The 21,175-nt window shown below is 73.5% G+C and carries 19 protein-coding genes and 1 riboswitch; of the genes, 11 read left to right on the top strand and 8 right to left on the bottom strand.

Going from position 1 to position 21,175, the window contains the following annotated elements; all coding sequences use genetic code 11:
* Positions 1 to 731, top strand: a 731-nt coding sequence (locus O2W18_RS13835) for a hypothetical protein (RefSeq protein WP_269188091.1), incomplete at its 5' end; no start/stop codon positions are given.
* A 58-nt stretch (positions 732 to 789) separates the two neighbouring features.
* Here O2W18_RS13835 and O2W18_RS13830 read toward each other — a convergent pair.
* Both O2W18_RS13830 and O2W18_RS13825 read right to left on the bottom strand, forming a co-directional pair.
* Positions 790 to 1,215: a DUF2795 domain-containing protein gene (locus O2W18_RS13830; RefSeq protein ID WP_269188090.1), complete on the bottom strand. Its 426-nt coding sequence runs from the start codon at positions 1,213 to 1,215 to the stop codon at positions 790 to 792.
* 34 nt (positions 1,216 to 1,249) lie between these two features.
* Positions 1,250 to 1,459 carry a DUF2945 domain-containing protein gene (locus O2W18_RS13825; RefSeq protein ID WP_269170381.1) on the bottom strand — a complete coding sequence of 70 codons (210 nt, stop codon included), beginning with the start codon at positions 1,457 to 1,459 and terminating at the stop codon, positions 1,250 to 1,252.
* 415 nt (positions 1,460 to 1,874) lie between these two features.
* Between O2W18_RS13825 and O2W18_RS13820 the strand changes: the two genes are divergently transcribed.
* From O2W18_RS13820 to cysD, 5 genes are all read left to right on the top strand, one after another.
* Positions 1,875 to 2,600, top strand: coding sequence for a siderophore-interacting protein (locus O2W18_RS13820; protein ID WP_269188089.1), 726 nt, complete (start codon positions 1,875 to 1,877; stop codon positions 2,598 to 2,600).
* Positions 2,601 to 2,736: 136 nt separating this feature from the next.
* Positions 2,737 to 3,468 (top strand): response regulator transcription factor, encoded by a 732-nt coding sequence (locus tag O2W18_RS13815; RefSeq protein ID WP_269188653.1) that lies wholly within the window; start codon positions 2,737 to 2,739, stop codon positions 3,466 to 3,468.
* 125 nt (positions 3,469 to 3,593) lie between these two features.
* Positions 3,594 to 5,021 carry a sensor histidine kinase gene (locus O2W18_RS13810; protein ID WP_269188088.1) on the top strand — a complete coding sequence of 476 codons (1,428 nt, stop codon included), beginning with the start codon at positions 3,594 to 3,596 and terminating at the stop codon, positions 5,019 to 5,021.
* A 33-nt stretch (positions 5,022 to 5,054) separates the two neighbouring features.
* Positions 5,055 to 5,765, top strand: coding sequence for a PaaI family thioesterase (locus O2W18_RS13805; protein ID WP_269188087.1), 711 nt, complete (start codon positions 5,055 to 5,057; stop codon positions 5,763 to 5,765).
* 135 nt (positions 5,766 to 5,900) lie between these two features.
* Positions 5,901 to 6,809 (top strand): sulfate adenylyltransferase subunit CysD, encoded by a 909-nt coding sequence (gene cysD, locus O2W18_RS13800; protein ID WP_269188086.1) that lies wholly within the window; start codon positions 5,901 to 5,903, stop codon positions 6,807 to 6,809.
* Here cysD and O2W18_RS13795 read toward each other — a convergent pair.
* Positions 6,800 to 7,126: a hypothetical protein gene (locus O2W18_RS13795; RefSeq protein WP_269188085.1), complete on the bottom strand. Its 327-nt coding sequence runs from the start codon at positions 7,124 to 7,126 to the stop codon at positions 6,800 to 6,802. The genes cysD and O2W18_RS13795 overlap by 10 nt on opposite strands.
* A gap of 92 nt (positions 7,127 to 7,218) precedes the next feature.
* Here O2W18_RS13795 and O2W18_RS13790 point away from each other — a divergent pair, with 92 nt between their 5' ends.
* Positions 7,219 to 8,535, top strand: coding sequence for a sulfate adenylyltransferase subunit 1 (locus O2W18_RS13790; protein ID WP_269188084.1), 1,317 nt, complete (start codon positions 7,219 to 7,221; stop codon positions 8,533 to 8,535).
* Entirely contained in the window at positions 8,532 to 9,758 is a 1,227-nt protein-coding gene (locus O2W18_RS13785; RefSeq protein ID WP_269188083.1) for a CynX/NimT family MFS transporter, read from the top strand. Before O2W18_RS13790 ends, O2W18_RS13785 begins: the two co-directional genes overlap by 4 nt.
* A gap of 10 nt (positions 9,759 to 9,768) precedes the next feature.
* Here O2W18_RS13785 and O2W18_RS13780 read toward each other — a convergent pair whose 3' ends face one another.
* Both O2W18_RS13780 and hrpA read right to left on the bottom strand, forming a co-directional pair.
* Positions 9,769 to 9,951: a hypothetical protein gene (locus O2W18_RS13780; protein WP_269188082.1), complete on the bottom strand. Its 183-nt coding sequence runs from the start codon at positions 9,949 to 9,951 to the stop codon at positions 9,769 to 9,771.
* Between the two features lie 129 nt (positions 9,952 to 10,080).
* Positions 10,081 to 14,037, bottom strand: coding sequence for an ATP-dependent RNA helicase HrpA (gene hrpA, locus O2W18_RS13775; RefSeq protein WP_269188081.1), 3,957 nt, complete (start codon positions 14,035 to 14,037; stop codon positions 10,081 to 10,083).
* A gap of 187 nt (positions 14,038 to 14,224) precedes the next feature.
* On the opposite strand from hrpA, the gene O2W18_RS13770 reads away from it, so the two are divergent.
* Positions 14,225 to 14,746 carry a MarR family winged helix-turn-helix transcriptional regulator gene (locus O2W18_RS13770; RefSeq protein ID WP_269188080.1) on the top strand — a complete coding sequence of 174 codons (522 nt, stop codon included), beginning with the start codon at positions 14,225 to 14,227 and terminating at the stop codon, positions 14,744 to 14,746.
* The gene (locus O2W18_RS13765; protein WP_269188079.1) at positions 14,743 to 16,623 is read left to right on the top strand and encodes an MDR family MFS transporter; all 1,881 of its coding nucleotides are present in this window, start codon (positions 14,743 to 14,745) and stop codon (positions 16,621 to 16,623) included. The genes O2W18_RS13770 and O2W18_RS13765 overlap by 4 nt, the downstream gene beginning before the upstream one ends.
* Before the next feature lie 76 nt (positions 16,624 to 16,699).
* On the opposite strand, the gene O2W18_RS13760 is transcribed toward O2W18_RS13765, so the two are convergent.
* The 3 genes from O2W18_RS13760 to O2W18_RS13750 form a co-directional block, all read right to left on the bottom strand.
* A complete protein-coding gene (locus O2W18_RS13760) occupies positions 16,700 to 17,014 on the bottom strand; it encodes a DMT family transporter (RefSeq protein ID WP_269188078.1) in 315 nt (104 codons plus the stop codon).
* A gap of 10 nt (positions 17,015 to 17,024) precedes the next feature.
* Positions 17,025 to 17,089: riboswitch (guanidine-III (ykkC-III) riboswitch) on the bottom strand.
* 30 nt (positions 17,090 to 17,119) lie between these two features.
* Positions 17,120 to 18,271, bottom strand: coding sequence for a zinc-dependent alcohol dehydrogenase (locus tag O2W18_RS13755; protein ID WP_269188077.1), 1,152 nt, complete (start codon positions 18,269 to 18,271; stop codon positions 17,120 to 17,122).
* A gap of 20 nt (positions 18,272 to 18,291) precedes the next feature.
* Positions 18,292 to 18,762 carry a hypothetical protein gene (locus tag O2W18_RS13750; RefSeq protein ID WP_269188076.1) on the bottom strand — a complete coding sequence of 157 codons (471 nt, stop codon included), beginning with the start codon at positions 18,760 to 18,762 and terminating at the stop codon, positions 18,292 to 18,294.
* 173 nt (positions 18,763 to 18,935) lie between these two features.
* Between O2W18_RS13750 and O2W18_RS13745 the strand changes: the two genes are divergently transcribed.
* Positions 18,936 to 20,732, top strand: coding sequence for an acyl-CoA dehydrogenase (locus O2W18_RS13745; protein WP_269188075.1), 1,797 nt, complete (start codon positions 18,936 to 18,938; stop codon positions 20,730 to 20,732).
* The last annotated feature ends 443 nt before the right edge of the window (positions 20,733 to 21,175 follow it).

The raw sequence follows: 21,175 nt of genomic DNA, 5'->3' as shown, positions 1-21,175 counted from the left end.
GGATCGGCGTCACCAACGACGCCGCCGACGCCGCCGTCGCCCGGATCGGCGTCACCAACGACGCGGCCGATGCCGCCGTGGACAGGATCGGCGTCACCAACGACGCCGCCGACGCCGCCGTCGCCCGGATCGGCGTCACCAACGACGCGGCCGATGCCGCCGTGGGCAGGATCGGCGTCACCAACGACGCCGCCGACGCCGCCGTCGCCCGGATCGGGGTCACCAACGACGCCGCAGACCGGTCCGTGGCCCGGATCGGCGTCACCAACGACGCGGCGGACCAGTCCGTCGCCCGGATCGGCCGGTCGACCGACGCCGCCGACGCGCTCCTCGAGGCGGTCGGCGGCACGGCCGGCGCCGCCGACGGCACGCTGGCCCGCGCCGAGGCGCTGCTCGCCGCGATCGCCCCGCTGCTGGACGACTACCGCCCGGCGCTGACCGCGCTGGCCCCGTCGCTGACCCGGTTCGCCGAGGAACTGCACACCGACGAGGTCACCGCGATCATCACCCTCGTCGACCGGCTCCCCGACCTGGTCGTGCACCTCGACGAGGACGTCCTGCCGGTGCTGCTGACCTTGAGCGACGTCGCACCGGACCTGCACACCCTGGTGGAGACCGTGCAGGACATGCGGCAGGTGGTGAAGGGGTTCCCCGGCTCGCGGCTGTTCCGGCGCCGCGGCGCCGAGGAGATCGCCGAGGAGGAGGCCGAGGCGGAGAGCTCCTCCTCCTGAACGCAGCGACCGGCGCCTCCCCCGAGGGGACGGCGCCGGTCGCTGGTCAGGTCGGTGCTCAGGTCTCCGTCGGGTAGCCCAGCGCCCGGACGACGTCCCCGATCCGCTCGTAGACCTGTCCCTCGGGCAGCCGGGAGAGCTCGCTGGCCACCACGTCGGGGGCCCGGTGGTCCCGGGCGGCCTCGACCAGCTCCGGGCCGGTGCTGGGGAAGTCCGCGCGGTCCAGCCAGCGGGCCAGCTCGGCCCGGGCCACGACGGCATCGGCGTCCATGCCCACCGGGACCCCGCCGACCAAGGTGCCGGCCGGGTCGGCGTCGATGTCGGGCTGGTCCTCACCGACCGGCTCCACCTCGCGCCACTCCTCGGACCGGGTGGCCCGCTCGGCCTTCATCATCCCCTGCACCTCGTGCTCGAGCTCCTCGTCCAGGCGCGGGTTGTGCTTGGTGCTCCGGCTCCCAGTGAAGCCGCCGTCGGTCTCGCTCACGATCTCCTCCTCCGTGCGGGCGTCGCCGCGCCGCTCAGTCCTTCTCCAGTGCGCTGGGCTTGTGCACGGCGGTGCCCCCGCTCTTCTCGCTCTCCACCTCGTACTGCGGGTCGTCCGGGCTGGCGCGCACGGTGCGCCCGGCAGCCTCGGTGTCCTCGGTGATCTCCCGCTGCACCGTGCCCTCGGCCGTTCCGCCGTGGCTCTTCCAGCTCACGTGGTCGCCCTTCGAGAACTCCTCCGCCATCCCGGCCTCCCTCTCGCACCGTCGGTCCGCTGTGCCTGCCCGTGGCGGCAGCCGCGCACACATCGGGCGCCGGTGCACGCCGGGCGACCGGCTGCCACCCGACGGCGGTCACCCGTTCGGGGGGTGTCCAGGGGGAGGGTGGTGACGACGGCGAGATCGTCACGTAGCGTGCTGATTCGACGGGATGCACACAGCGTCTTCCCTGATCAGTGCGATGAACTGGTCACGTTGGGTGAGGTCCTCGTCCACGATCGCCGGCTCGGCTGGCCCCATTCCCCCGGGGCCGGCCGGGTCGGCCCCGCTAGGGTCGTCCCTCGTGCCACCGACCGAGGAAACCGCCCCCACGGCAGCCGTACCAGGCGCCGGGGCAGCCGATCCCGCCGTCCGCCCGGTCGACGTGCTCACCGTGACGTCCGTGCGTCACGTGACGCCCGCGGTCCGCCGGGTGACCCTCACCGCGCCCGCCACCGTGGTCGCCGCCTGTGGCCCCACCATGTCCCTGCTCGTCCCCCGCGCCGAGGACCGTTCCCCGCGGTGGCCGGAGGTGGCGCGGGACGGCCGCATCGTCTGGCCGCAGGGCAGCCACGGCGTCGCCCTGCGCAGCTACACCGCGCGGCGGCAGGACCCGGACGCCGGTGAGGTCGACGTCGACTTCGTCCTGCACGGCGACGGCCCGGCCGCCTCCTGGGCCACGGCCGCCGCAACGGGTGCCGTGCTCGGGCTGGCCAGCGCCGCGCCGCTGGGGGCCTCTCCCGCCGGCTGGCTGCTGCTGGCCGGTGACGAGACCGCGCTCCCGGCGATCAGCCGGATCCTGGCGGCGGCCGACCCGGACACCCGTGGCGTGGCCCTGCTCGAGGTGGCCGGCCCCCAGGAGGAACAGCCACTGACCGCGCCGGCCGGCGTCGAGGTGCGCTGGCTGCACCGGGCCGGTGTCGCGCCGGGGAGCAGCACCCTGCTGGTCGACGCGGTGGCCGCCCTGTCCCGCCCGCCCGGTGAGGACCTGTTCGCCTGGGTGGGCGCCGAGTCGGCGGTCGTCCGCGCCGTGCGCGCCGACCTGCGGGGCCGCTGGGGGCTGCGCCGGGGCCAGCACCACGCCATCGGGTACTGGCGCGCCGGCCGCGCGATGTCCCCGGCCGGTTGACCGCCTCGGCGACGGTCCCCGTGGCCTGATCCCCAGGCTCCTCACAGGTACCGTCCAGGACAGCCGCAGCCGCCAGCGGGACCCTGGAGCGATGACGACGTCGCCGCAGGGTCCATCGGGAGGGGACGTGTCCACCATGAGCTCCGGCTCACCGGCGCCCGGCGCCCAGCGGCCCGAGGCCCGGCTCCTCGTCGTCGACGACGAGCCGAACATCCGCGAGCTGCTGTCGGCCAGCCTCCGGTACGCCGGCTTCGAGGTCGCCACCGCCCCGGACGGGCAGCAGGCCCTGTCGATCGCCGACCAGTTCCAGCCGGACCTGCTGGTGCTGGACGTGATGATGCCCGGACTGGACGGCTTCGGCGTCGTCCGGCGGCTGCGCCAGAACGGGAGCAACACCCCGGTGCTCTTCCTGACCGCCCGGGACGCCGCCGAGGACAAGGTGACCGGCCTCACCCTGGGTGGGGACGACTACGTCACCAAGCCGTTCAGCCTCGACGAGGTCCTCGCCCGGATCCGGGCGGTGCTGCGCCGCACCCAGAGCGTGCAGCAGGCGACCGAGGCCCCGCGGCTGACCTTCGCCGACATCGAGCTCGACGAGGAGTCACACGAGGTCCTCAAGGCCGGCAAGCTGGTCAGCCTGTCGCCGACGGAGTTCAAGCTGCTCCGCTACCTGATGACGAACGCCGGCCGGGTGCTGTCGAAGGCACAGATCCTCGACCACGTGTGGAACTACGACTTCAACGGCGAGGCCAACGTCGTGGAGTCCTACATCTCCTACCTCCGCCGCAAGATCGACACGACCGAACCGCGACTGCTGCACACGCTGCGCGGCGTCGGCTACTCCCTCCGCCTCCCCCGCGGCTCGTGACCGCCACCGCCCGGAGCAGGGCGGTGGACACCGCGGCGGCTGCGCCACCCCCGGGTGAGCCGGTGGAGCACCCGGCTCACGACCCTGCGCCCCGGATCCCCCTGCGCATCACTCTCGTGGCGTTGATGATCGCGTTGGTGGCTGCAGCGCTGGCCGCCACCGGCTTCGCCGCCACCTCCCTGCTGCGCGACTATCTGGTCGACCAGCAGGACCGGCAGCTGAGGAGTGCGCTGGAGCAGAACACAGCGCAGCCGATCGAGGTCGTCCGGGTGTGCTCCTGGGGGGACATGCGCTTCCCCAGCAGCCAGTACAACGCCTGCCTGGGCCTCGGCGCCGAGGACACCGTGGCGGTGGTGGTGGGCCCTCAGGACGACGAGGACCTTCCCGACATCAGCGGGATGGACCCGGCGTCGATCGACGGCACCCGGATCTTCACCGCCACCTCGGAGGACGGGCGGACGAGCTGGCGAGTGGGCGCGACCCGAGTGCCCGCCACCCCCTTCAGCGAGGAGTTCGTCTTCCTGGTGGGGCTCGACCTGACCGCCGACGAGGACCTCCTGGGCCGGCTGGTGCGGATCGAGCTGCTGGTCGGCCTGCTGGTCCTCGCTGTCCTGGGCGTCGCCGGACACCTGGTGGTGCGCAACAGCCTGCGACCCCTGGTGGAGGTCGAGCACACCGCCCAGGCGATCGCCGCCGGCGACCTGTCCCGGCGCGTGCCCGACGGCGACGACCGGACCGAGGTCGGGCGGTTGTCGCAGGCGCTGAACGGCATGCTCGGCCGGATCGAGAGCTCCTTCCGCGCGCAGCAGGCCTCCGAGGAGCACGCCGTCGCCTCCGAGGCACGGATGCGCCGGTTCGTCGCCGACGCCAGCCACGAGCTGCGCACCCCGCTGACGTCGATCCGCGGCTTCGCCGAGCTGCACCGCCAGGGTGCGGTCCACGGCCCGGAGGACACCGGCCGGCTGATGCAGCGGATCGAGTCCGAGGCGACCCGGATGGGGTTGCTCGTCGAGGACCTGCTGCAGCTGGCCCGGCTGGACCAGCAGCGGCCGCTGGCCCTGGCCCCCGTCGACCTGGCCGAGCTGGCCGGTGACGCCGTGCACGACGTCCGCGCCGTCGACCCCGACCGCCCGGTCAGCCTGCAGCTGGACCCCTCGCTCACCGACGCCCCTGTCGTGCGCGGCGACGAGGCCCGGTTGCGTCAGGTGATCGGGAACCTGGTGACCAACGCGCTCACCCACACCCCCGCCGGCACCCGGGTGACCCTCCGCATCGCCGAGGACGAGACCGAACCCGACGGGCTCGTCCTCGCGGTCAGCGACGAGGGCCCCGGCCTGGCGCCGGCCGACGCCGACCGGGTCTTCGAGCGGTTCTACCGGGCCGACTCCTCCCGCACCCGCGCCGCCGGGGGCACCGGGCTCGGGCTGTCCATCGTCGCCGCACTGGTCGAGGCGCACGGCGGTCGGGTCGAGCTGCACACCGCCCCCGGCGAGGGCGCCACCTTCGCCGTCCACCTGCCTCGCTCCGGTCCGCAGCCGCCCGGCCCCACCTGACCCGGCCGGCGGGCCGGCTGGTCCAATCCACGGGTGACGATCGAGGGAACCGCGACCGAGGGCGAGCTGCTGGCCGCCGTCACCGACCTGGGCAGCGCCCTGCGCGAGCTGGTCGGCGCCACGGTGACGACGACGGTCCCGGCCGCGGAGCTGCGCTCCGCCGCCGTCGCCGTCCGGGAGGTGACCGCCCGGCTGTCGGCGGCCCGCCGCAGCCGCGACCAGCTGCCCGCGCTGGACGACCCCGCCCAGGCGCGGCGGGTGTTCAACCCGGTGAGCGGGGTCGGCAGTCCGTTGGCCCCACCGCTGGTCATCCGGCGCGAGGACGGCGGTGTCGTCAGCGAGGTGACGCTGGGGCTGGCGTACGAGGGCCCGCCGAGCTACGTGCACGGCGGGATGAGCGCACTGCTGATGGACCAGCTGCTGGGATCTGCGGCGATCGCAGCCGGGCTCTGGGGCATGACGGCGCGGCTGGAGCTCGACTACCGCCGCCCGGTCCCCCTGGAGACGGCGCTGGTGCTCCGCGCGGCGGTCAGCGGGAACACCGGCCGCAAGACCGTCATCACCGGGACGATCGCCCTGGCCACAGCCCCGGACCAGCCACTCGTCCAGGCCCACGGCGTGTTCGTGACACCGCGGCCGGAGCAGGTCGCCGCCTACTTCTCCGCCATCACCGACGCGACCGGCCGACCGACCCCGCCCGGCCGGCCCGGGGACGCCACCGGGGTGGTCGACCGACCCCGCTGAGCCCACCGCCCGACCGGTCCCCGGGTGCCATGACGGACACTGGGGTCCGGGAATCCCCATCACGTCGATGCGGTTGCCCCACTGATCGTGTCGCCGGCCGGCGATGCGTGCCGCCGTCCTCGGGAGCTCGACAGCGTGTCCATCGCCGACCACCGGCTCACCCAGCTGCAGACGCTGGAGGCCGAGTCCGTCCACGTGCTCCGCGAGGTGGCAGCCGAGTCCGAGCGGCCGGTGCTGCTGTTCTCCGGCGGCAAGGACTCGATCGTCATGCTCGAGCTCGCCCGCAAGGCGTTCGCCCCGGCCCGGATCCCCTTCCCGGTGATGCACATCGACACCGGGCTGAACTTCCCCGAGGTCCTGGAGTTCCGGGACAAGCGGGTCGCCGAGCTCGGCGTGGAGCTGGTGGTCGCCTCGGTCCCCGACGCCATCGCCGCCGGCACGGTGCGCGAGGAGCCGAACGGGTCGCGCAACCGGATCCAGACCCCGGTGCTGCTGGACGCCGTCGAGCAGCACGGCTTCACCGCCCTGTTCGGCGGCGCGCGGCGCGACGAGGACAAGGCCCGGGCCAAGGAGCGGATGTTCTCCTTCCGCGACGAGTTCGGCCAGTGGGACCCGAAGAACCAGCGCCCCGAGCTCTGGGACCTCTACAACGGCCGCACGCACCTGGGTGAGTCGATCCGGGTGTTCCCGCTCTCCAACTGGACGGAGCTGGACATCTGGGGCTACATCGCCCAGGAGGAGATCGCGATCCCGCAGCTGTACCTGGCCCGCGAGCGGGACGTCGTGGACCGCCAGGGGATGCTCTACGCGGTCAACGACTTCATCACGCCCCGGGACGGCGAGCAGGTGCTGCGCGAGAGCGTGCGGTACCGCACCGTCGGCGACGCCAACCTGACCGCCGCCGTCCGCTCCACGGCCACCAACGTCGAGGAGGTCATCGCCGAGATCGCGGTGACCCGGCTGACCGAGCGCGGCGCCACCCGCGGCGACGACAAGGTCAGCGACGCCGCCATGGAGGACCGGAAGAAGGAGGGCTACTTCTGATGGCGCCGATCCTGACGGCGCCGGGCACGCGCGGCCAACACGCCCTCCAGCCGCTCGACCTCGACCTGCTGCCCCTGCAGGCGCGCCCTGCGCAGCGCGCGCCGCAGGCGTCGGCGGCGGTCGACCAGCACCCGCACGACGACGCCCAGGAGCACCAGCCCGGTCAGCCAGCCCACCACCTCGGGCACGCCCGGGTCCAGCGGCGCACCGAACGCCGAGTCGAGCAGACCGCTGGCCCACTCGGTGACGACGTAGCCGACGACGTAGCCGAGCACCACGACCATCAGCGCGGGCACAGCGGCAGCGAAGACGAACACCGTCACCCCTCCGTGGACGTGGCCCCCAGCGTCCGCCACCGCCGCGCCACCCGCCAGCGAGACCTCCGACGAGACAGGGGAGAGGCTGCCTGATGACCTCCGCCGACGCACCCATCGACGTCCACTCTGCCGCCGCCGAGGCGGCCGCGGAGATCGCGCACGCCCGCAAGGACATCCTGCGGATCGCCACCGCCGGCTCGGTCGACGACGGCAAGAGCACGCTGATCGGCCGGCTGCTGTACGACAGCAAGGCCGTGTTCGAGGACCAGTACGCGGCGATCGCGCGGGCCAGTCGCGGCGACTTCGTCGACCTGGCGCTGCTCACCGACGGGCTGCGCGCCGAGCGCGAGCAGGGCATCACGATCGACGTCGCCTACCGCTACTTCAGCACCCCGCGGCGCACGTTCATCCTCGCGGACACCCCCGGGCACGTGCAGTACACCCGCAACATGGTCACCGGCGCCTCGACCGCGGACCTGGCGATCGTGCTGGTCGACGCCCGCAAGGGCATGGTCGAGCAGAGCCGCCGGCACGCCTTCCTCGCCTCCCTGCTGCGGGTGCCGCACCTGGTGGTCGCGGTGAACAAGATGGACCTGGTCGACTGGTCGGAGGAGGTCTTCGAGGGCATCCGCGACGAGTTCACCGCGTTCGCCACCAAGCTCGAGGTCCCCGACCTCACCGTCGTCCCGATCTCGGCCCTGCAGGGCGACAACGTGGTGACCCGGTCGGCGAACACGCCCTGGTACGAGGGCACCTCGTTGCTGCACCACCTCGAGCACGTGCACGTGGCCAGCGACCGGAACCTGGTCGACACCCGGTTCCCGGTCCAGTACGTGGTCCGGCCGCAGTCCGATGCCTTCCACGACTACCGCGGCTACGCCGGCCGGGTCGGGGCCGGCGTGCTGCGCCCCGGTGACGAGGTGCAGGTGCTGCCCAGCGGGCTGACCACCACGATCACCGCGATCGACGGGCCGAACGGCCCGGTGGAGGCCGCCTTCCCGCCCATGTCGGTGACCGTGCGGCTGGCCGACGACCTGGACGTCTCCCGCGGCGACATGATCTGCCGCCCGCACAACGCCCCGCAGGTCACCCAGGACCTGGACGCGCTGGTCTGCTGGATGGCCGACACCCCGCTCACCCCGCGGATGCGGCTGGCCGTCAAGCACACCACCCGCACGGTGCGCGCGATGGTCAAGGACCTGCAGTACCGGCTGGACGTCAACACCCTGCACCGGGAGACCGACGCGACCGAGCTGGGTCTCAACGACATCGGCCGGGTGCGGCTGCGCACCACCCAGCCGCTGTTCGTCGACGACTACCACCGCAACCGGGTCACCGGCCGTTTCATCCTGATCGACGAGGCGACCAACGCCACCGTCGGCGCCGGGATGCTCACCCCCGCCGGGTGAACCAGTCGGCCCCGCGGGCCGTTCGCTCGCGGGGCGCGGCGCTGCTGCTGGTGACCGCGATCGTCGTCGTCGCGCTGAGCCAGCGGCCGGCCATCGTGGCGGTGGCCCCGCTGCTGGGCCAGCTGCGGGCCGACACCGGCCTGAGCAGCGCGCTGGCCGGTCTGCTGACCGCGCTGCCGGTGCTCTGCTTCGGCGCGTTCGCCCCGCTCGCCCCACGCCTGGCCCGCCGGATCGGGCTGGAGACGGCGGTGGCCGCCTCGCTCGCGCTGCTGGCCGTCGGCATCGCCCTGCGGCTGCTGTCCCCGGTCGCGCTCCTCTACGCCGGCAGCCTGGTGGCCGGCGCGGCGATCGCCATCGCGAACGTGCTGATGCCGGCCTACGTCAAACGGGAGTTCGCCCGGCCGGGCGCCGTGATGGGCGCCTACACCGCGTCGCTCAACATCGGGGCGGCTGCCGCCGCGGGGCTCACCGTGCCGCTGGGCGTGGCGCTGGGCGTGGAGTGGCGGGTGGCGCTCGCCTCCTGGCTGGTGCTGGCCGTCGCCGGCCTGGCGCTCTGGTTGCCGGTGGCCGGGGTGCGTGGCACCCCGGCGAGGACGGCAGAGACCGGCGCCGGGGCGTGGTCGCTGCTGCGGCAGCCGCTGGCCCGGCAGGTGACCGCCTACCTGGGCTTGCAGAGCGTGCAGTTCTACTCCTTCGCCGCCTGGCTGCCCACCCTGCTCGCCGACGCCGGTGTCCCGGTCCGGGAGGGCGGGCTGCTGCTGGCCGCCTCGAACGTGACCGGTGCGGTCGGGGCCCTGCTCGTGCCGGCCGCCGCCGGACGGATGGCCGACCAGCGGCCGCTGGTGGCCGGCGTGCTGACCGCGTACGCCGTCGGGCTGGGCGGGCTGCTGCTCGCCCCGGCCAGCGGCACGCTGCTCTGGGTGGCCGTCTTCGGCGTGGCCCAGGGCGGCGGGTTCGCCCTGGCGCTGACCCTCATCGTGCTGCGCAGCCCGACCCCGTTGGTGGCCGCCCGACTGGGGGGCGTCGCCCAGTGCCTGGGCTACCTGGTCGCCTCGACCGGCCCGGTGGTGCTGGGAGCCCTGCACGACCTCACCAGCGGGTGGACCTGGCCCCTGCTGCTGCTCATCGCACTCCTGGCGCCGATGCTCCGGGCCGGCTGGGGTGCCGCGCGCGACGCCGTCCTGGATCCTGGCGAGGCGAGGACGGCGTCGCAGACGGGATAGCCCTACCGGCTCAGGCCGTCGGGTCGGTCGCGGCGCCCGGCTGCGGGGCGTCCGAGGCCTCGCCGTTCCAGTCCTTGCCGGCCGTGTCGGCGTTCTCGGAGGCGCTGTCGGTCTGCCCGGCGACGGTCTCCACCATCTCCTCGTCGGACAGACCCTGCCCGGCGGGCTCGGTGTGGCTGGTGGGCTCACTCATGCGACGACTCCTTCGTCTGACGATCGCGGTCCCCTCGACCGTCCCCGTGACGCGGGGACGGCAAACCAGCGACGGTCGGAGCTCGGTGGGCTCCCCCACCCCGGTGGGCACGAACCCGGACCATGCGCGTCAGGCGCTGATCGCGTCGATCGCCTTGTAGACCCGCTGCTCGGAGATCGGCCGGGGCGTGCCGACGGTCTGGGCGAACAGGCCCACCCGCAGCTCCTCGATCATCCAGCGCACCCGGGTGACCGGGTCGTCCGGCGCCCCGGTCGGCGGCGCGGTGGCACGCAGCTGCGCGTACTCCGCCGTCACCGCGGCGACCTGCGCGGTCCACAGCTGGTCGCGGGCGGCGTTGGCCGGCAGCTTCTCCAGCCGGTGGGCCATCGCGGTCAGGTACCGGACCAGGTCCGGCAGCCGGCGACGCCCGGCGTCGGCGACGAAGCCGCGGTGCAGCAGCCCGCCCATCTGGGCGCGCAGGTCGGCGATCGCCGTCTCCGGCACCCGGCGTCCGGGTGCGGCACCGATGGCGATCGCCACCTCGCGGGCCTGGGTCAGCACCGCCTCCACCCGACGGACGGCGTCGGAGGTCAGCGGCAGCAGCTGCTCCCGCGCCGTGGCCAGCAGGGCGGTGAACGCGGCCTCGGTGCGCGGCGGCCCACCGGCTGCGGCGATGAGCTCGTCGGCGGCGGCGTCCACGCAGTCGGCCACCAGGTCGGGGATCTCGCCGTCCGGGTTGAACTGCAGCGTGAGCCGGGTGCGCGGGCCCAGCCCCTTGACCACCTGCCGGACCGGCGAGCCGGCCACGAGCTCCAGCAGCCGCCGCGCGCCGCGCCAGCCCAGCCGGGTCGCCTCCGCGTGGGTCGCCACCACCCGGACCCCGACCGTCTCGCCCTCGTCGACGAGCGCGGGGTAGGCGGTGACGACGTGTCCGCCGCGCTGCACCTCCACGGTCTCGGGCAGGTCCCCGAAGGTCCAGCTCGTCTGGCCGGTGCGCTCGTAGGTGGAAGCCGCCCGGGCCAGGCTGGCCCGCGCCTGGGGCGCCACCTGCGCCCGGAGCTCGGCCAGGTCCTTGCCCTGGGCCAGCGGGCGCTGCTGGTCGTCCAGCACCCGGAAGGTCGCCCGGAGGTGCGCGGGCACCTCGGCGGGCTGCCAGGCATCGGGCGGGATGACCACCGAGGTCGCCCGGCGCAGCTCGCGCTCCAGCGCCGGCAGCAGCGGCTCGGTCGGGTCGATGTGCGGCAGCACCTCGCGCACCCGGTCGGGGATCGGCACCAGGCCGCGGCGCAGCTGCTTGGGCAGCGACCGCAGCAGCTCGGTGACCAGCTCGGCCCGCTGCCCGGGCACGGTGAACGCCAGCGACTCCCCCGACGTCCGGGCGAGGGTGTCCAGCACGCCCAGCGGGACGTCGACGGTGACGCCGTCCTCGGCCGCGCCGGGGGCGAAGGCGTAGGACAGCGGCAGGGTCAGCCCCTGCGTCAGCCGCACCTCGTCCGGGTAGTCCTCGGCCTGCACCTGGCCGGCCGCCGCGGCGTTGGTGAGCATCTCCGGGGTGAAGGTGAGCAGGTCCGGCCGGGTCCGGCGGGCCTCCTTCCACCAGCGGTCGAAGTGCCGGGTGGAGACGACGTCGGCCGGGACGCGGGCGTCGTAGAGTTCGAACACCGTCTCGTCGTCCACCCGGATGTCCCGACGGCGGGCCCGCTCCTCCAGTTCGGCGACCCGTTCGACGGCGGCCTGGTTCTCCGCCCAGAAGCGGTGGTGCGTCGTCCACTCGCCCTGCACCAGGGCGTGCCGGATGAACAGCTCGCGGGAGACCACCGGGTCGATCGAGCCGTACTGCACCCGCCGGCCCACCACCAGCGGCAGGCCGTAGAGGGTGACCCGCTCGGTGGCGACGACCGAGCCGCGCTTGGCGTCCCACCGCGGCTCGCTGTACTGCCGGTTGACCAGGTGGTCGGCCAGCCGCTCGACCACCTCCGGGTCGATCCGGGCGACGGTGCGGGCGAACAGCCGGCTGGTCTCGACCAGTTCGGCGGCCACCACCCAGCGCGGCGGCTTCTTGGCCAGCGGGGTGCCCGGGGCGATCACGAACCGGGTGTTCCGGGTGCCCAGGTACTCCCGGCCGGGCCGGCCGGGCTTGCCGCTGCGGTCCTTGACCGGCTCGGCCTGCATCCCCACCTGGGAGAGCAACCCGGCCAGCAGTGACGCGGTGACGCCCCGTTCGTCGGGGGCGGGGGCCAGCGAGCCGGTGGTCATGCCCAGCCGGCGGGCCGTGCTGCGCAGCTGGCCGTGCAGGTCCTGCCACTCGCGGATGCGCAGGTAGTGCAGGAACTCCTTCTTGACGGTGCGCCGGAACTGGTTGCCCGACAGCTCCTCCGCCCGCTCCGCCAGGTACTGCCAGAGGTTGAGCAGCGCGAGGAAGTCGGAGTTCTCGTCGGCGAAGCGCTTGTGCAGCTCGTCGGCGGCCTGCTGGTGCTCCGCCGGGCGCTCCCGCACGTCCTGCACGGTGAGGCCGGCGGCGATGACCAGCACCTCCTCCAGCACCCCGCGCCGGTCGGCCTCCACGACCATCCGGGCGATCCGGGGGTCCAGCGGCAGCGCGGCCAGCGCTCGCCCGGTCTCGGTGAGCTTGCCCTCGCCGTCGAGCGCGGCGAGCTCCTCCAGCAGCGCGAGGCCGTCGGCGACCGCCCGGCGGTCCGGCGGGTCGATGAACGGGAAGTCGGCGACGTCGCCGAGGTCGAGCGAGGCCATCTGCAGCAGCACCGAGGCGAGGTTGGTGCGCAGGATCTCCGGGTCGGTGTACTCCGGCCGGGCGTCGTAGTCGTCCTGCGTGTACAGCCGGATCGCGATGCCCTCACTGGTGCGCCCGCACCGGCCGGAGCGCTGCCGGGCCGAGGCCTGGCTGACCGGCTCGATCGGCAGCCGCTGCACCTTGGTGCGATGGCTGTACCGGGAGATCCGCGCGGTGCCCGGGTCGACGACGTACTTGATGCCCGGCACCGTCAGTGACGTCTCGGCGACGTTGGTGGCCAGCACGATCCGGCGGCCGGTGTGCGCCTGGAAGACCTTGTGCTGGTCGGCGGCCGACAGCCGGGAGTAGAGCGGCAGGACGTCGATGGGCGTGCCGTTGCGCTCCGTCGTCCCGGCCAGCGCCTCGGCGGTGTCCCGGATCTCCCGCTCACCGGCCAGGAACACCAGCACGTCGCCCGGCCCCTCGGCGACCAGTTCGGCGCAGGCGTCGACGATCGCGGAGGTCTGGTCGCGGTCGGGGTCGGCCTCCGGGTCGTCGGGGTCGATGACCGGCCGGTAGCGGACCTCGACCGGGTAGGTCCGCCCGCTGACCTCGACGACGGGGACCTGCGCGCCATCGGTCGAGAAGTGCTTGGCGATCCGGTCGACGTCGATGGTCGCCGAGGTGATGACCAGCTTCAGGTCCGGGCGGCGGGGCAGCAGCCGGGCGAGGTAGCCCAGCAGGAAGTCGATGTTGAGGCTCCGCTCGTGGGCCTCGTCGATGATGATCGTGTCGTACTGGCGCAGCATCCGGTCGCGCTGCACCTCGGCCAGCAGGACGCCGTCGGTCATCAGCTTGACCAGCGTGCGGTCGCCGACCTCGTCGGTGAACCGGACCTTCCACCCGACGACGTCGCCCAGCGGGGTGCCGATCTCCTCGGCGATCCGCTCGGCCACCGTCCGGGCGGCCAGTCGCCGCGGCTGGGTGTGCCCGATCCGGCCGCGCACCCCGCGACCCAGCTCGAGCAGGATCTTCGGCAGCTGGGTGGTCTTGCCCGAACCCGTCTCCCCGGCCACCACGACCACCTGGGAGTCGCGCAGTGCGGTCGCGATGTCCTCGCGGCGCTGGCTGACCGGCAGCTCCTCCGGGTAGCTGACCACCGGGACGGCGTCGCGCCGGCGGGCGATCCGCTCCTCGGCGGCGGCGACGTCCGTGGCGACCTGCTCCTGCTGGCGGGCGCGGGCCGCCGGGTCCTTGGTGCGCCGGGTGCCCTCGAGCCGTCGGCGGAGCCGGTGCTCGTCGGCGAGGGTGAGTGCGGACAGCCGGGACCGGAGGTCGTCGTGCGGGGTGGTCACGGGGTGCTCGCAGTTCCTTGAAGAGGGGGACGACTCCCCAGGGTCTCACCTCCGCGGCCGCCGTCGCAGGCGCCAGGATCCGTGCAGGTGACAACTGGTTGCGTGCAGCGTGCAACGGCTTGTATCGTGCAACCGTTCTCCGGCGCACCGTCGCGCTGCTCAGCCCACCGCGTCCCCCGGAGCGCTCGTGACCGACCTCGCCCCACATCCAGACCAACAGGCGGTCCTGGGTGACGAGCTCGCCCGCCTGATGCGGGTGATGCACGCGCTCAAGTCCCTGGCCACCGACGAGTCCGGCCCCGACGCCCGGGAGCGGGCGGCGCACGTGCTGCTGTTCCCGCTGACCCGGCTGGGCCCGCTCCGTCAGGGCGCGCTCGCCGAGGTGGTGCACGCCGACCCCTCGACGGTCAGCCGGCACGTCACGCTCCTCGTCGACCAGGGTCTCGTCCGCCGGGTCGCCGACGAGCGGGACGGCCGGGCCAGCCGGCTCATCGTGACCCCGGCCGGCGAGGCCGCCATGGAGCGGCTGCGCGAGGAGCGCAACGCCCACCTGGCCACGGCCACCGCCGGGTGGACCCCCGCGGAGCTGGGCTCCTTCACCGCAGCGCTGCAGCGGTTCGTGCAGGACCTCACCGACCACCTCCCGACCCCGGGCGCCCCCGCTGGCAGCGCCGGGGACGACAGCGAGCAGAAGAAGAAGGACCGATGACGCAGACCAGCGACCGCACGACGGGCGCCGAACGCCGCACCGCCCGGGCCGCCGCAGCGGCGCCCGACGCCTCCGGGGCGTTCACCCACCGCCAGATCATGACGATCCTGGGCGGCCTCCTGCTCGGCATGTTCCTCGCCGCGCTGGACCAGACCGTGGTGTCCACGGCGATCCGCACGATCGCCGACGACCTGAACGGCTACGACCTGCAGGCATGGGCGACCACGGCCTTCCTGATCACCTCGACGATCACCACGCCGCTCTACGGCAAGCTGAGCGACATGTACGGCCGCCGGCCGTTCTACCTGTTCGCGATCGCCGTCTTCGTGCTCGGCTCGATGCTGTGCGGCCTGGCCGACACGATGTACCAGCTGGCCGTCTACCGGGCGATCCAGGGCATCGGTGCCGGTGGCCTGATGTCGCTGGCGCTGGCGATCATCGCCGACATCGTGCCGCCGCGGGAGCGCTCGAAGTACCAGGGCTACTTCATGGCCGTCTTCGGCACCTCCAGCGTGCTGGGCCCGGTCATCGGCGGGTTCCTCGCCGGTCAGTCCACGATCCTGGGCATCACCGGCTGGCGGTGGATCTTCTACGTCAACGTGCCGCTGGGCATCCTGGCGTTCGCCGTCGTGTTCAAGGTGCTGCACCTGCCGCACACCAAGCGCGAGCACCGGATCGACTTCCCCGGCGCGCTGGCGCTGATCACCTTCCTGGTGCCGCTGCTGATCGTCGCCGAGCAGGGCCGCACCTGGGGCTGGAGCAGCACCGGCGCTCTGGTCTGCTACGCCCTCTCCGCGCTCGGCTTCGTGCTCTTCGTGCTCGCCGAGCGGGTCTACAAGGACGACGCGCTGCTGCCGCTGCGGATGTTCGCCAACCGGACCTTCGCGGTGACCAGCCTGAGCAGCATCGTGCTGGGCGCGGGCATGTTCGGCGGCATCCTGCTGCTGCCCCAGTACCTGCAGATCGTGCAGGGCTCCAGCCCGACCGAGGCCGGGCTGCAGATGATCCCGCTGGTCATGGGGATCATGGCCGGGTCGATCATCGCCGGTCAGGTCATCGCCCGGACCGGGAAGTACAAGGCGTTCCCCCTGGTCGGCGTGGTCTTCATCGTCACCGCACTGGTGTCGCTGTCGTTCATCGTCGGCGCGGACACCCCGGTGCCGCTGATGTTCCCCTTCATGACGCTGATGGGGCTGGGCCTGGGCTTCAACTTCCAGCCGGTCATCCTGGCGGTGCAGAACGCGGTGAGCCCGCGGGAGATCGGCGTCGCCACCTCGTCGGTGACGTTCTTCCGCCAGATGGGCGGCACCCTGGGGACGGCGGTCTTCCTCTCCGTGCTGTTCACCCGGCTGCCCACCGACATCGGCAGCGCGGTCTCCGACGCCGCCGCGGCCGACCCGGCGCTGGCCCCGCAGCTGCAGGCGGCGGCGGCCAACGCGGCCGACCTGTCGGACACCTCCTTCATCCAGGAGCTGCCGAGCGCCGTGGCCCTGCCGTTCAAGACCGGTTTCGCCGACTCGATCGACATGGTGTTCCTGATCGCCGCCGGCGTGGTCGCGCTGGGCTTCTTCGTCCTGCTCCTGCTCCCCCAGCTGGCGCTGCGGACGCAGTCCGGCATCCAGGCCCAGCAGGCCGGCGCCCGGGAGGTCACCGACGACCCGAACACGGCGGCGGCGCACGCGGCCGGTGCCGCGGCGCCCACGTCGGTGGAGCCGCCGGTCGACGACGCCGACCGCACCGACCGTCGGCTGGACGACGACCGGGTCGGTGCACCGACGTCCGTCGGGGCCCGGCACGAGGCGGCGCCGGACCAACCGACCGGGCTGGACAGCGTCCCGGCCGACCACCTGCCGGACGGGGCGCGCGACCCGCGCTGACCCCTCCGCGCACGCGCTCCGGGCGCTGTGCACGTGCTGCGGCACGTGCACAGCGCCCGGCGTGCGCGCAGGGCGGTCAGTGGGTGAGCTTGAGCCCCACGACGCAGCCGACGATCCCGGCCAGCAGCAGCACCCGGACGACGGAGAACTGCTCCTCACCGGACCACATCGCCCAGCCGGCGGTCAGCGTCGCGCCGATGCCGACCCAGACGGCGTAAGCCGTGCCGATCGGCAGGCCGCGCATCGCGTACGCCAGCCCGGCCATGCTCCCGGCCAGGCCGACCGCGAAGACGGCCGTCGGGCCCAGCCGGGTGAAGCCCTCCGACCGGCCGAGGGCGGTGGCCCAGACGGCCTCCAGCACGCCGGAGAGGACGAGGACGAGCCAGTACACCGGGCCTCCTGGTACACCGTCTTGTCGCTGTCCGGGTACGGCGTGCTCGTCCGGGAGCCCGGTCCCGGGCCCGCCCCCAGCCTGACACGGCCGGGGGCGGGCTCCTCAGCTGCCGGGGGTGAAGACGGCCCGCACGCAGCCGTCCTCCTTGTCCTTGAACATCTGGTAACCGCGGGGCGCCTCGCTCAACGGGAGCACATGGGTGGCCAGGTGCTCGGTGGTCAGCTCCCCCCGCTCCATCCGCTCGAGCAGTTCGGGGATGTAGCGCTGGGCGTGCACCTGCGCCCCCCGCATGGTGATGCCCTTGTTCATCAACGCGCCCAGCGGGAACTTGTCCACCATCGCGGCGAAGACCCCGAGGGTGAAGATGCTCCCGCCCTTGCGGCAGGCCATGATCGCCTCACGGAGGGCGGTCGGCCGGTCGGTCTGCAGCCGCAACTGCTGCTTGACCTGGTCGTAGACCCCCGCGGCGCCGGAGCTGTGCGCCTCCATGCCGACCGCCTCGATGCAGACGTCGGGCCCGCGGCCACCGGTCCGCTCGCGCAGCTCGGCGAGGACGTCGGTGCTCGAGTAGTCGATGGCCTCGGCACCCACGTGCTCGCGCACCTGCTGCAGCCGCTCAGGGACGCGGTCGACGACGTAGACCTGCTCGGCCCCCAGCAGCATCGCCGCCCGCGCTGCCATCTGGCCCACCCCGCCGGCGCCCCAGACGGCCACGACGTCGCCGGGCTTGGTCCCGGCCAGGTCGGCGCCCATCCAGCCGGTGGACGCCGCGTCCGAGGCGAACAGCGCCCGGGTGTCGGAGATGCCCTCGGGGACGACGAAGGTGCCGACGTCGGCGTAGGGCACCCGGATGTACTCCGCGTGGCTGCCGGCGTAGCCACCCATGGCGTGGGAGTACCCGAGGCAGCCGCCGGGGCTCTGCCCCCACAGCCCCTCGGTGATGCCGGGGTTCGCGTTGCCGTTGTCGCAGAGGGAGTACTCCTCCTGCTTGCAGTACCAGCAGTTCCCGCAGGCGGCGAACGGTGCGCCGACGACGCGGTCGCCGACCTTGCGGTGCCGCACCGCGGACCCGGCCTCCACGATCTCGCCGATGAACTCGTGGCCCAGCACGTCGCCGGCGCGCATGAACGGGATGTACCCGCCCAGCAGGTGCAGGTCCGACCCGCAGGTCACCGACTGCGTGACCTTCAGGATCACGTCGTGGTCGTTGAGCAGCGTCGGCTCGGGCACCTCCTCGACGGAGACCTCGTTCACGCCGGTCCACGTTGCTGCCTTCACAGGACACCCTCCTCGGATGCACGCTCGTCCATCCCGTCGAGGACCTTCCCCTGGGGCGTCTGTGCGCGGTGACCGTGCGGCTGCGGCTCGTTCCGCAGCACCTCGCCGGTCTCGATCCGCTGCTTGGCCTCCCGCAGCGCCGAGCGGAGCTCGCCCAGCTGGTCCTCCCCCACCCGGTCCCGGAAGCGGGCGGCCAGCTCGGCGCCGCGCTCGCCCGGGGCGGGGGTCACCCGGATCTCCAGGCGGTCACCGAACCGGGTCAGCGGCTCCGGGGTCCCGGCCCGCAACTGCTCGGGGTCGGTGAGCACGGTGACCGCTCTCCAGCGACGGGCGGCGGTCTCCGGGTCGTCGGTGGCCGAGGCCTGACCGACACCGGGGAGCCGGACGTGCTGGAGCTGTCTGAGCGCGCCGCTGCCGGCCTCGGAGGCCAGCCCGGCCGCCCGGGCCAGGATGTCTGAAAGGGGCATGGCCGCCCCGGTACCCGGCGCTGCCGGGAGCCCAACCCCCGACAGGGCGACACGCTGCACGCGGGTCACCGAAGGCTGGTCACCGAGCACCGTGGGCGTCCAGCTGCGTGCGCTTAACCTGGGCAGGGGCCGGTCCTCCGCCCCGCCGACACCGCCGTCGTCAAGGAGCCCCCGTGCGCTCGTCGCTCGTCCTGTCCCCCCGCGACCTGGAGTTCCTGCTGCACGAGTGGCTGCAGGTCGAGACGCTCACCAAGCGGGAGCGGTACGCCGAGCACTCGCGGGAGACGTTCGACGCCGTCCTGGAGCTGGCCGAGCAGATCGCCACCGAGCAGTTCGCCCCGCACAACCGCACGGCCGACGAGAACGAACCGCACGTCGTCGACGGGAAGGTGGTGCTGATCCCGGAGGTGGCGGCCGCGCTGCGGGTCTTCGCCGAGGCGGGAATGAACGCCGCCGCGCTGCCCGAGGAGCTCGGCGGGCTGCAGCTGCCGGCGGTGGTGAACCAGGCGGTGCACGTCTGGTTCCAGGCGGCCAACATCGGCACCTCGGCCTATCCGTTCCTGACGATGGCCAACGCGAACCTGCTGGTCTCCCACGCGACTCCGGAGCAGGTGCAGACCTACGTGCCGCCGATGGCCGAGGGCCGCTGGTTCGGCACGATGGCGCTGTCGGAGCCGCAGGCCGGGTCGTCGCTGGCCGACATCACGACCCGCGCCGTCCCCCAGGACGACGGCAGCTACCGGCTGACCGGCAACAAGATGTGGATCTCGGCCGGTGACCACGAGCTGACCGAGAACATCGTCCACCTGGTGCTGGCCAAGGTGCCCGGCGGCCCGGCGGGCGTGAAGGGCATCTCGCTGTTCATCGTGCCGAAGTTCCTCGTCGAGGAGGACGGGTCGCTCGGCGAGCGGAACGACGTCGTGCTGGCCGGCCTGAACCACAAGATGGGCTACCGCGGGACGACGAACACCCTGCTGAACTTCGGCGAGGGCGTGCACACCCCCGGCGGGCAGCCCGGCGCCGTCGGCTTCCTGGTCGGCGAGCAGCACCGGGGCCTGACCTACATGTTCCACATGATGAACGAGGCGCGGATCGGCGTCGGGATGGGCGCCACCGGGCTGGGCTACACCGGCTGGCTGCACGCCGTCGACTACGCCCGCGACCGCACCCAGGGGCGGCCGCTCTCCGGCAAGGACCCCTCCGCCCCGCCGGTGCCGATCATCGAGCACCCCGACGTGCGGCGGATGCTGCTGGCCGGCAAGTCCTACGTCGAGGGCGGGCTGGCGCTGGGGCTCTACTGCGCCCGGCTGGTCGACGAGGAGCGGACGGCGGAGACCGAGGAGGAGCGCGCCCGGGCGCACCTGCTGCTGGAGATGCTGACCCCGATCGCCAAGAGCTGGCCCTCGCAGTGGTGCCTGGCCGCGAACGACCTGGCGATCCAGGTGCACGGGGGCTACGGCTACACCCGCGACTACCCGGTCGAGCAGTTCTACCGGGACAACCGGCTCAACCCCATCCACGAGGGCACCCACGGCGTCCAGGCGCTGGACCTGCTCGGTCGCAAGGTCGTCATGTCCGGCGGGGCCGGCCTGGCGCTGCTCGGCGAGACGATCGCGGCGACCACCGCGCGGGCGGCCGGCACGCAGTGGGCCGACCTGGGCGAGCAGCTCGACGACCTGGTGCAGCAGCTCGGGGCGGTCACCGCGACGCTGTGGGGACAGGGCGACCCGCAGGTGGCGCTGGCCAACGCCAGCGTCTACCTCGAGGCAGCCGGCCACGTCGTCGTCGGCTGGCTGTGGCTGGAGCAGGCCCTGGCGACCGAGGGCCGGGAGGGCGACTTCTACGCCGGCAAGCGCCAGGCGGCGCGGTACTTCCAGCGCTGGGAGCTGCCGAAGGTCGGCCCACAGCTGGCCCTGCTGGCCTCGCTGGACACCACGGTGCTGGAGATGCGCGGCGACTGGTTCAGCTGAGCGGCCGCCCGCGCGTGGCGACACCCACGTGCGGACACGACGACGGCGGCCCTCCGGGAGGAGGACCGCCGTGGTGCGGCAGTCCGGGCAGGCCGACCGGCCTCCCCGGGGGCGTCAGGAGACGGCGTTCGCAGGGCGCGGGGAGCGGGAGTCCGTCGTCGCGGCCCGTCCGAGCGGCCCAGATGCCGCGCGCTTCTCTGCCTCGTACCGTGCGGTGGACTGCGTGCCCATCGCGATCACCAGGGCCGTCAGGGCCAAGAACCCGATCAGGCTCAGCGTCGGCCACAACACCATCTGTCACTCCACATTTCTCTCGGGGCCCGCCGGAGAACTCCCGGCGACTCAGGTCCGATGCTCCTCTGCCCGCCCTGCGGCGTTCCAACCCTCCGGGACGGCACTGCCAGGTCACGATCTGGTGACGGCGCGACGCAGGCCGGGTGGAG

This window comes from Modestobacter sp. VKM Ac-2983 (assembly GCF_026967885.1).
Lineage (GTDB): Bacteria > Actinomycetota > Actinomycetes > Mycobacteriales > Geodermatophilaceae > Modestobacter.
This window is presented reverse-complemented; position numbering and strand designations above follow the sequence as displayed.

Excerpts from the sequence above, each read along its gene's own strand:
- O2W18_RS13825 (WP_269170381.1), bottom strand. The coding sequence starts at position 1,459 with ATGGCGGAGGAGTTCTCGAAGGGCGACCACGTGAGCTGGAAGAGCCAC.
- O2W18_RS13750 (WP_269188076.1), bottom strand. The coding sequence starts at position 18,762 with ATGCCCCTTTCAGACATCCTGGCCCGGGCGGCCGGGCTGGCCTCCGAG.
- O2W18_RS13815 (WP_269188653.1), top strand. The coding sequence starts at position 2,737 with ATGAGCTCCGGCTCACCGGCGCCCGGCGCCCAGCGGCCCGAGGCCCGG.
- O2W18_RS13810 (WP_269188088.1), top strand. The coding sequence starts at position 3,594 with ATGATCGCGTTGGTGGCTGCAGCGCTGGCCGCCACCGGCTTCGCCGCC.
- O2W18_RS13790 (WP_269188084.1), top strand. The coding sequence starts at position 7,219 with ATGACCTCCGCCGACGCACCCATCGACGTCCACTCTGCCGCCGCCGAG.
- O2W18_RS13765 (WP_269188079.1), top strand. The coding sequence starts at position 14,743 with ATGACGCAGACCAGCGACCGCACGACGGGCGCCGAACGCCGCACCGCC.
- O2W18_RS13780 (WP_269188082.1), bottom strand. The coding sequence starts at position 9,951 with ATGAGTGAGCCCACCAGCCACACCGAGCCCGCCGGGCAGGGTCTGTCC.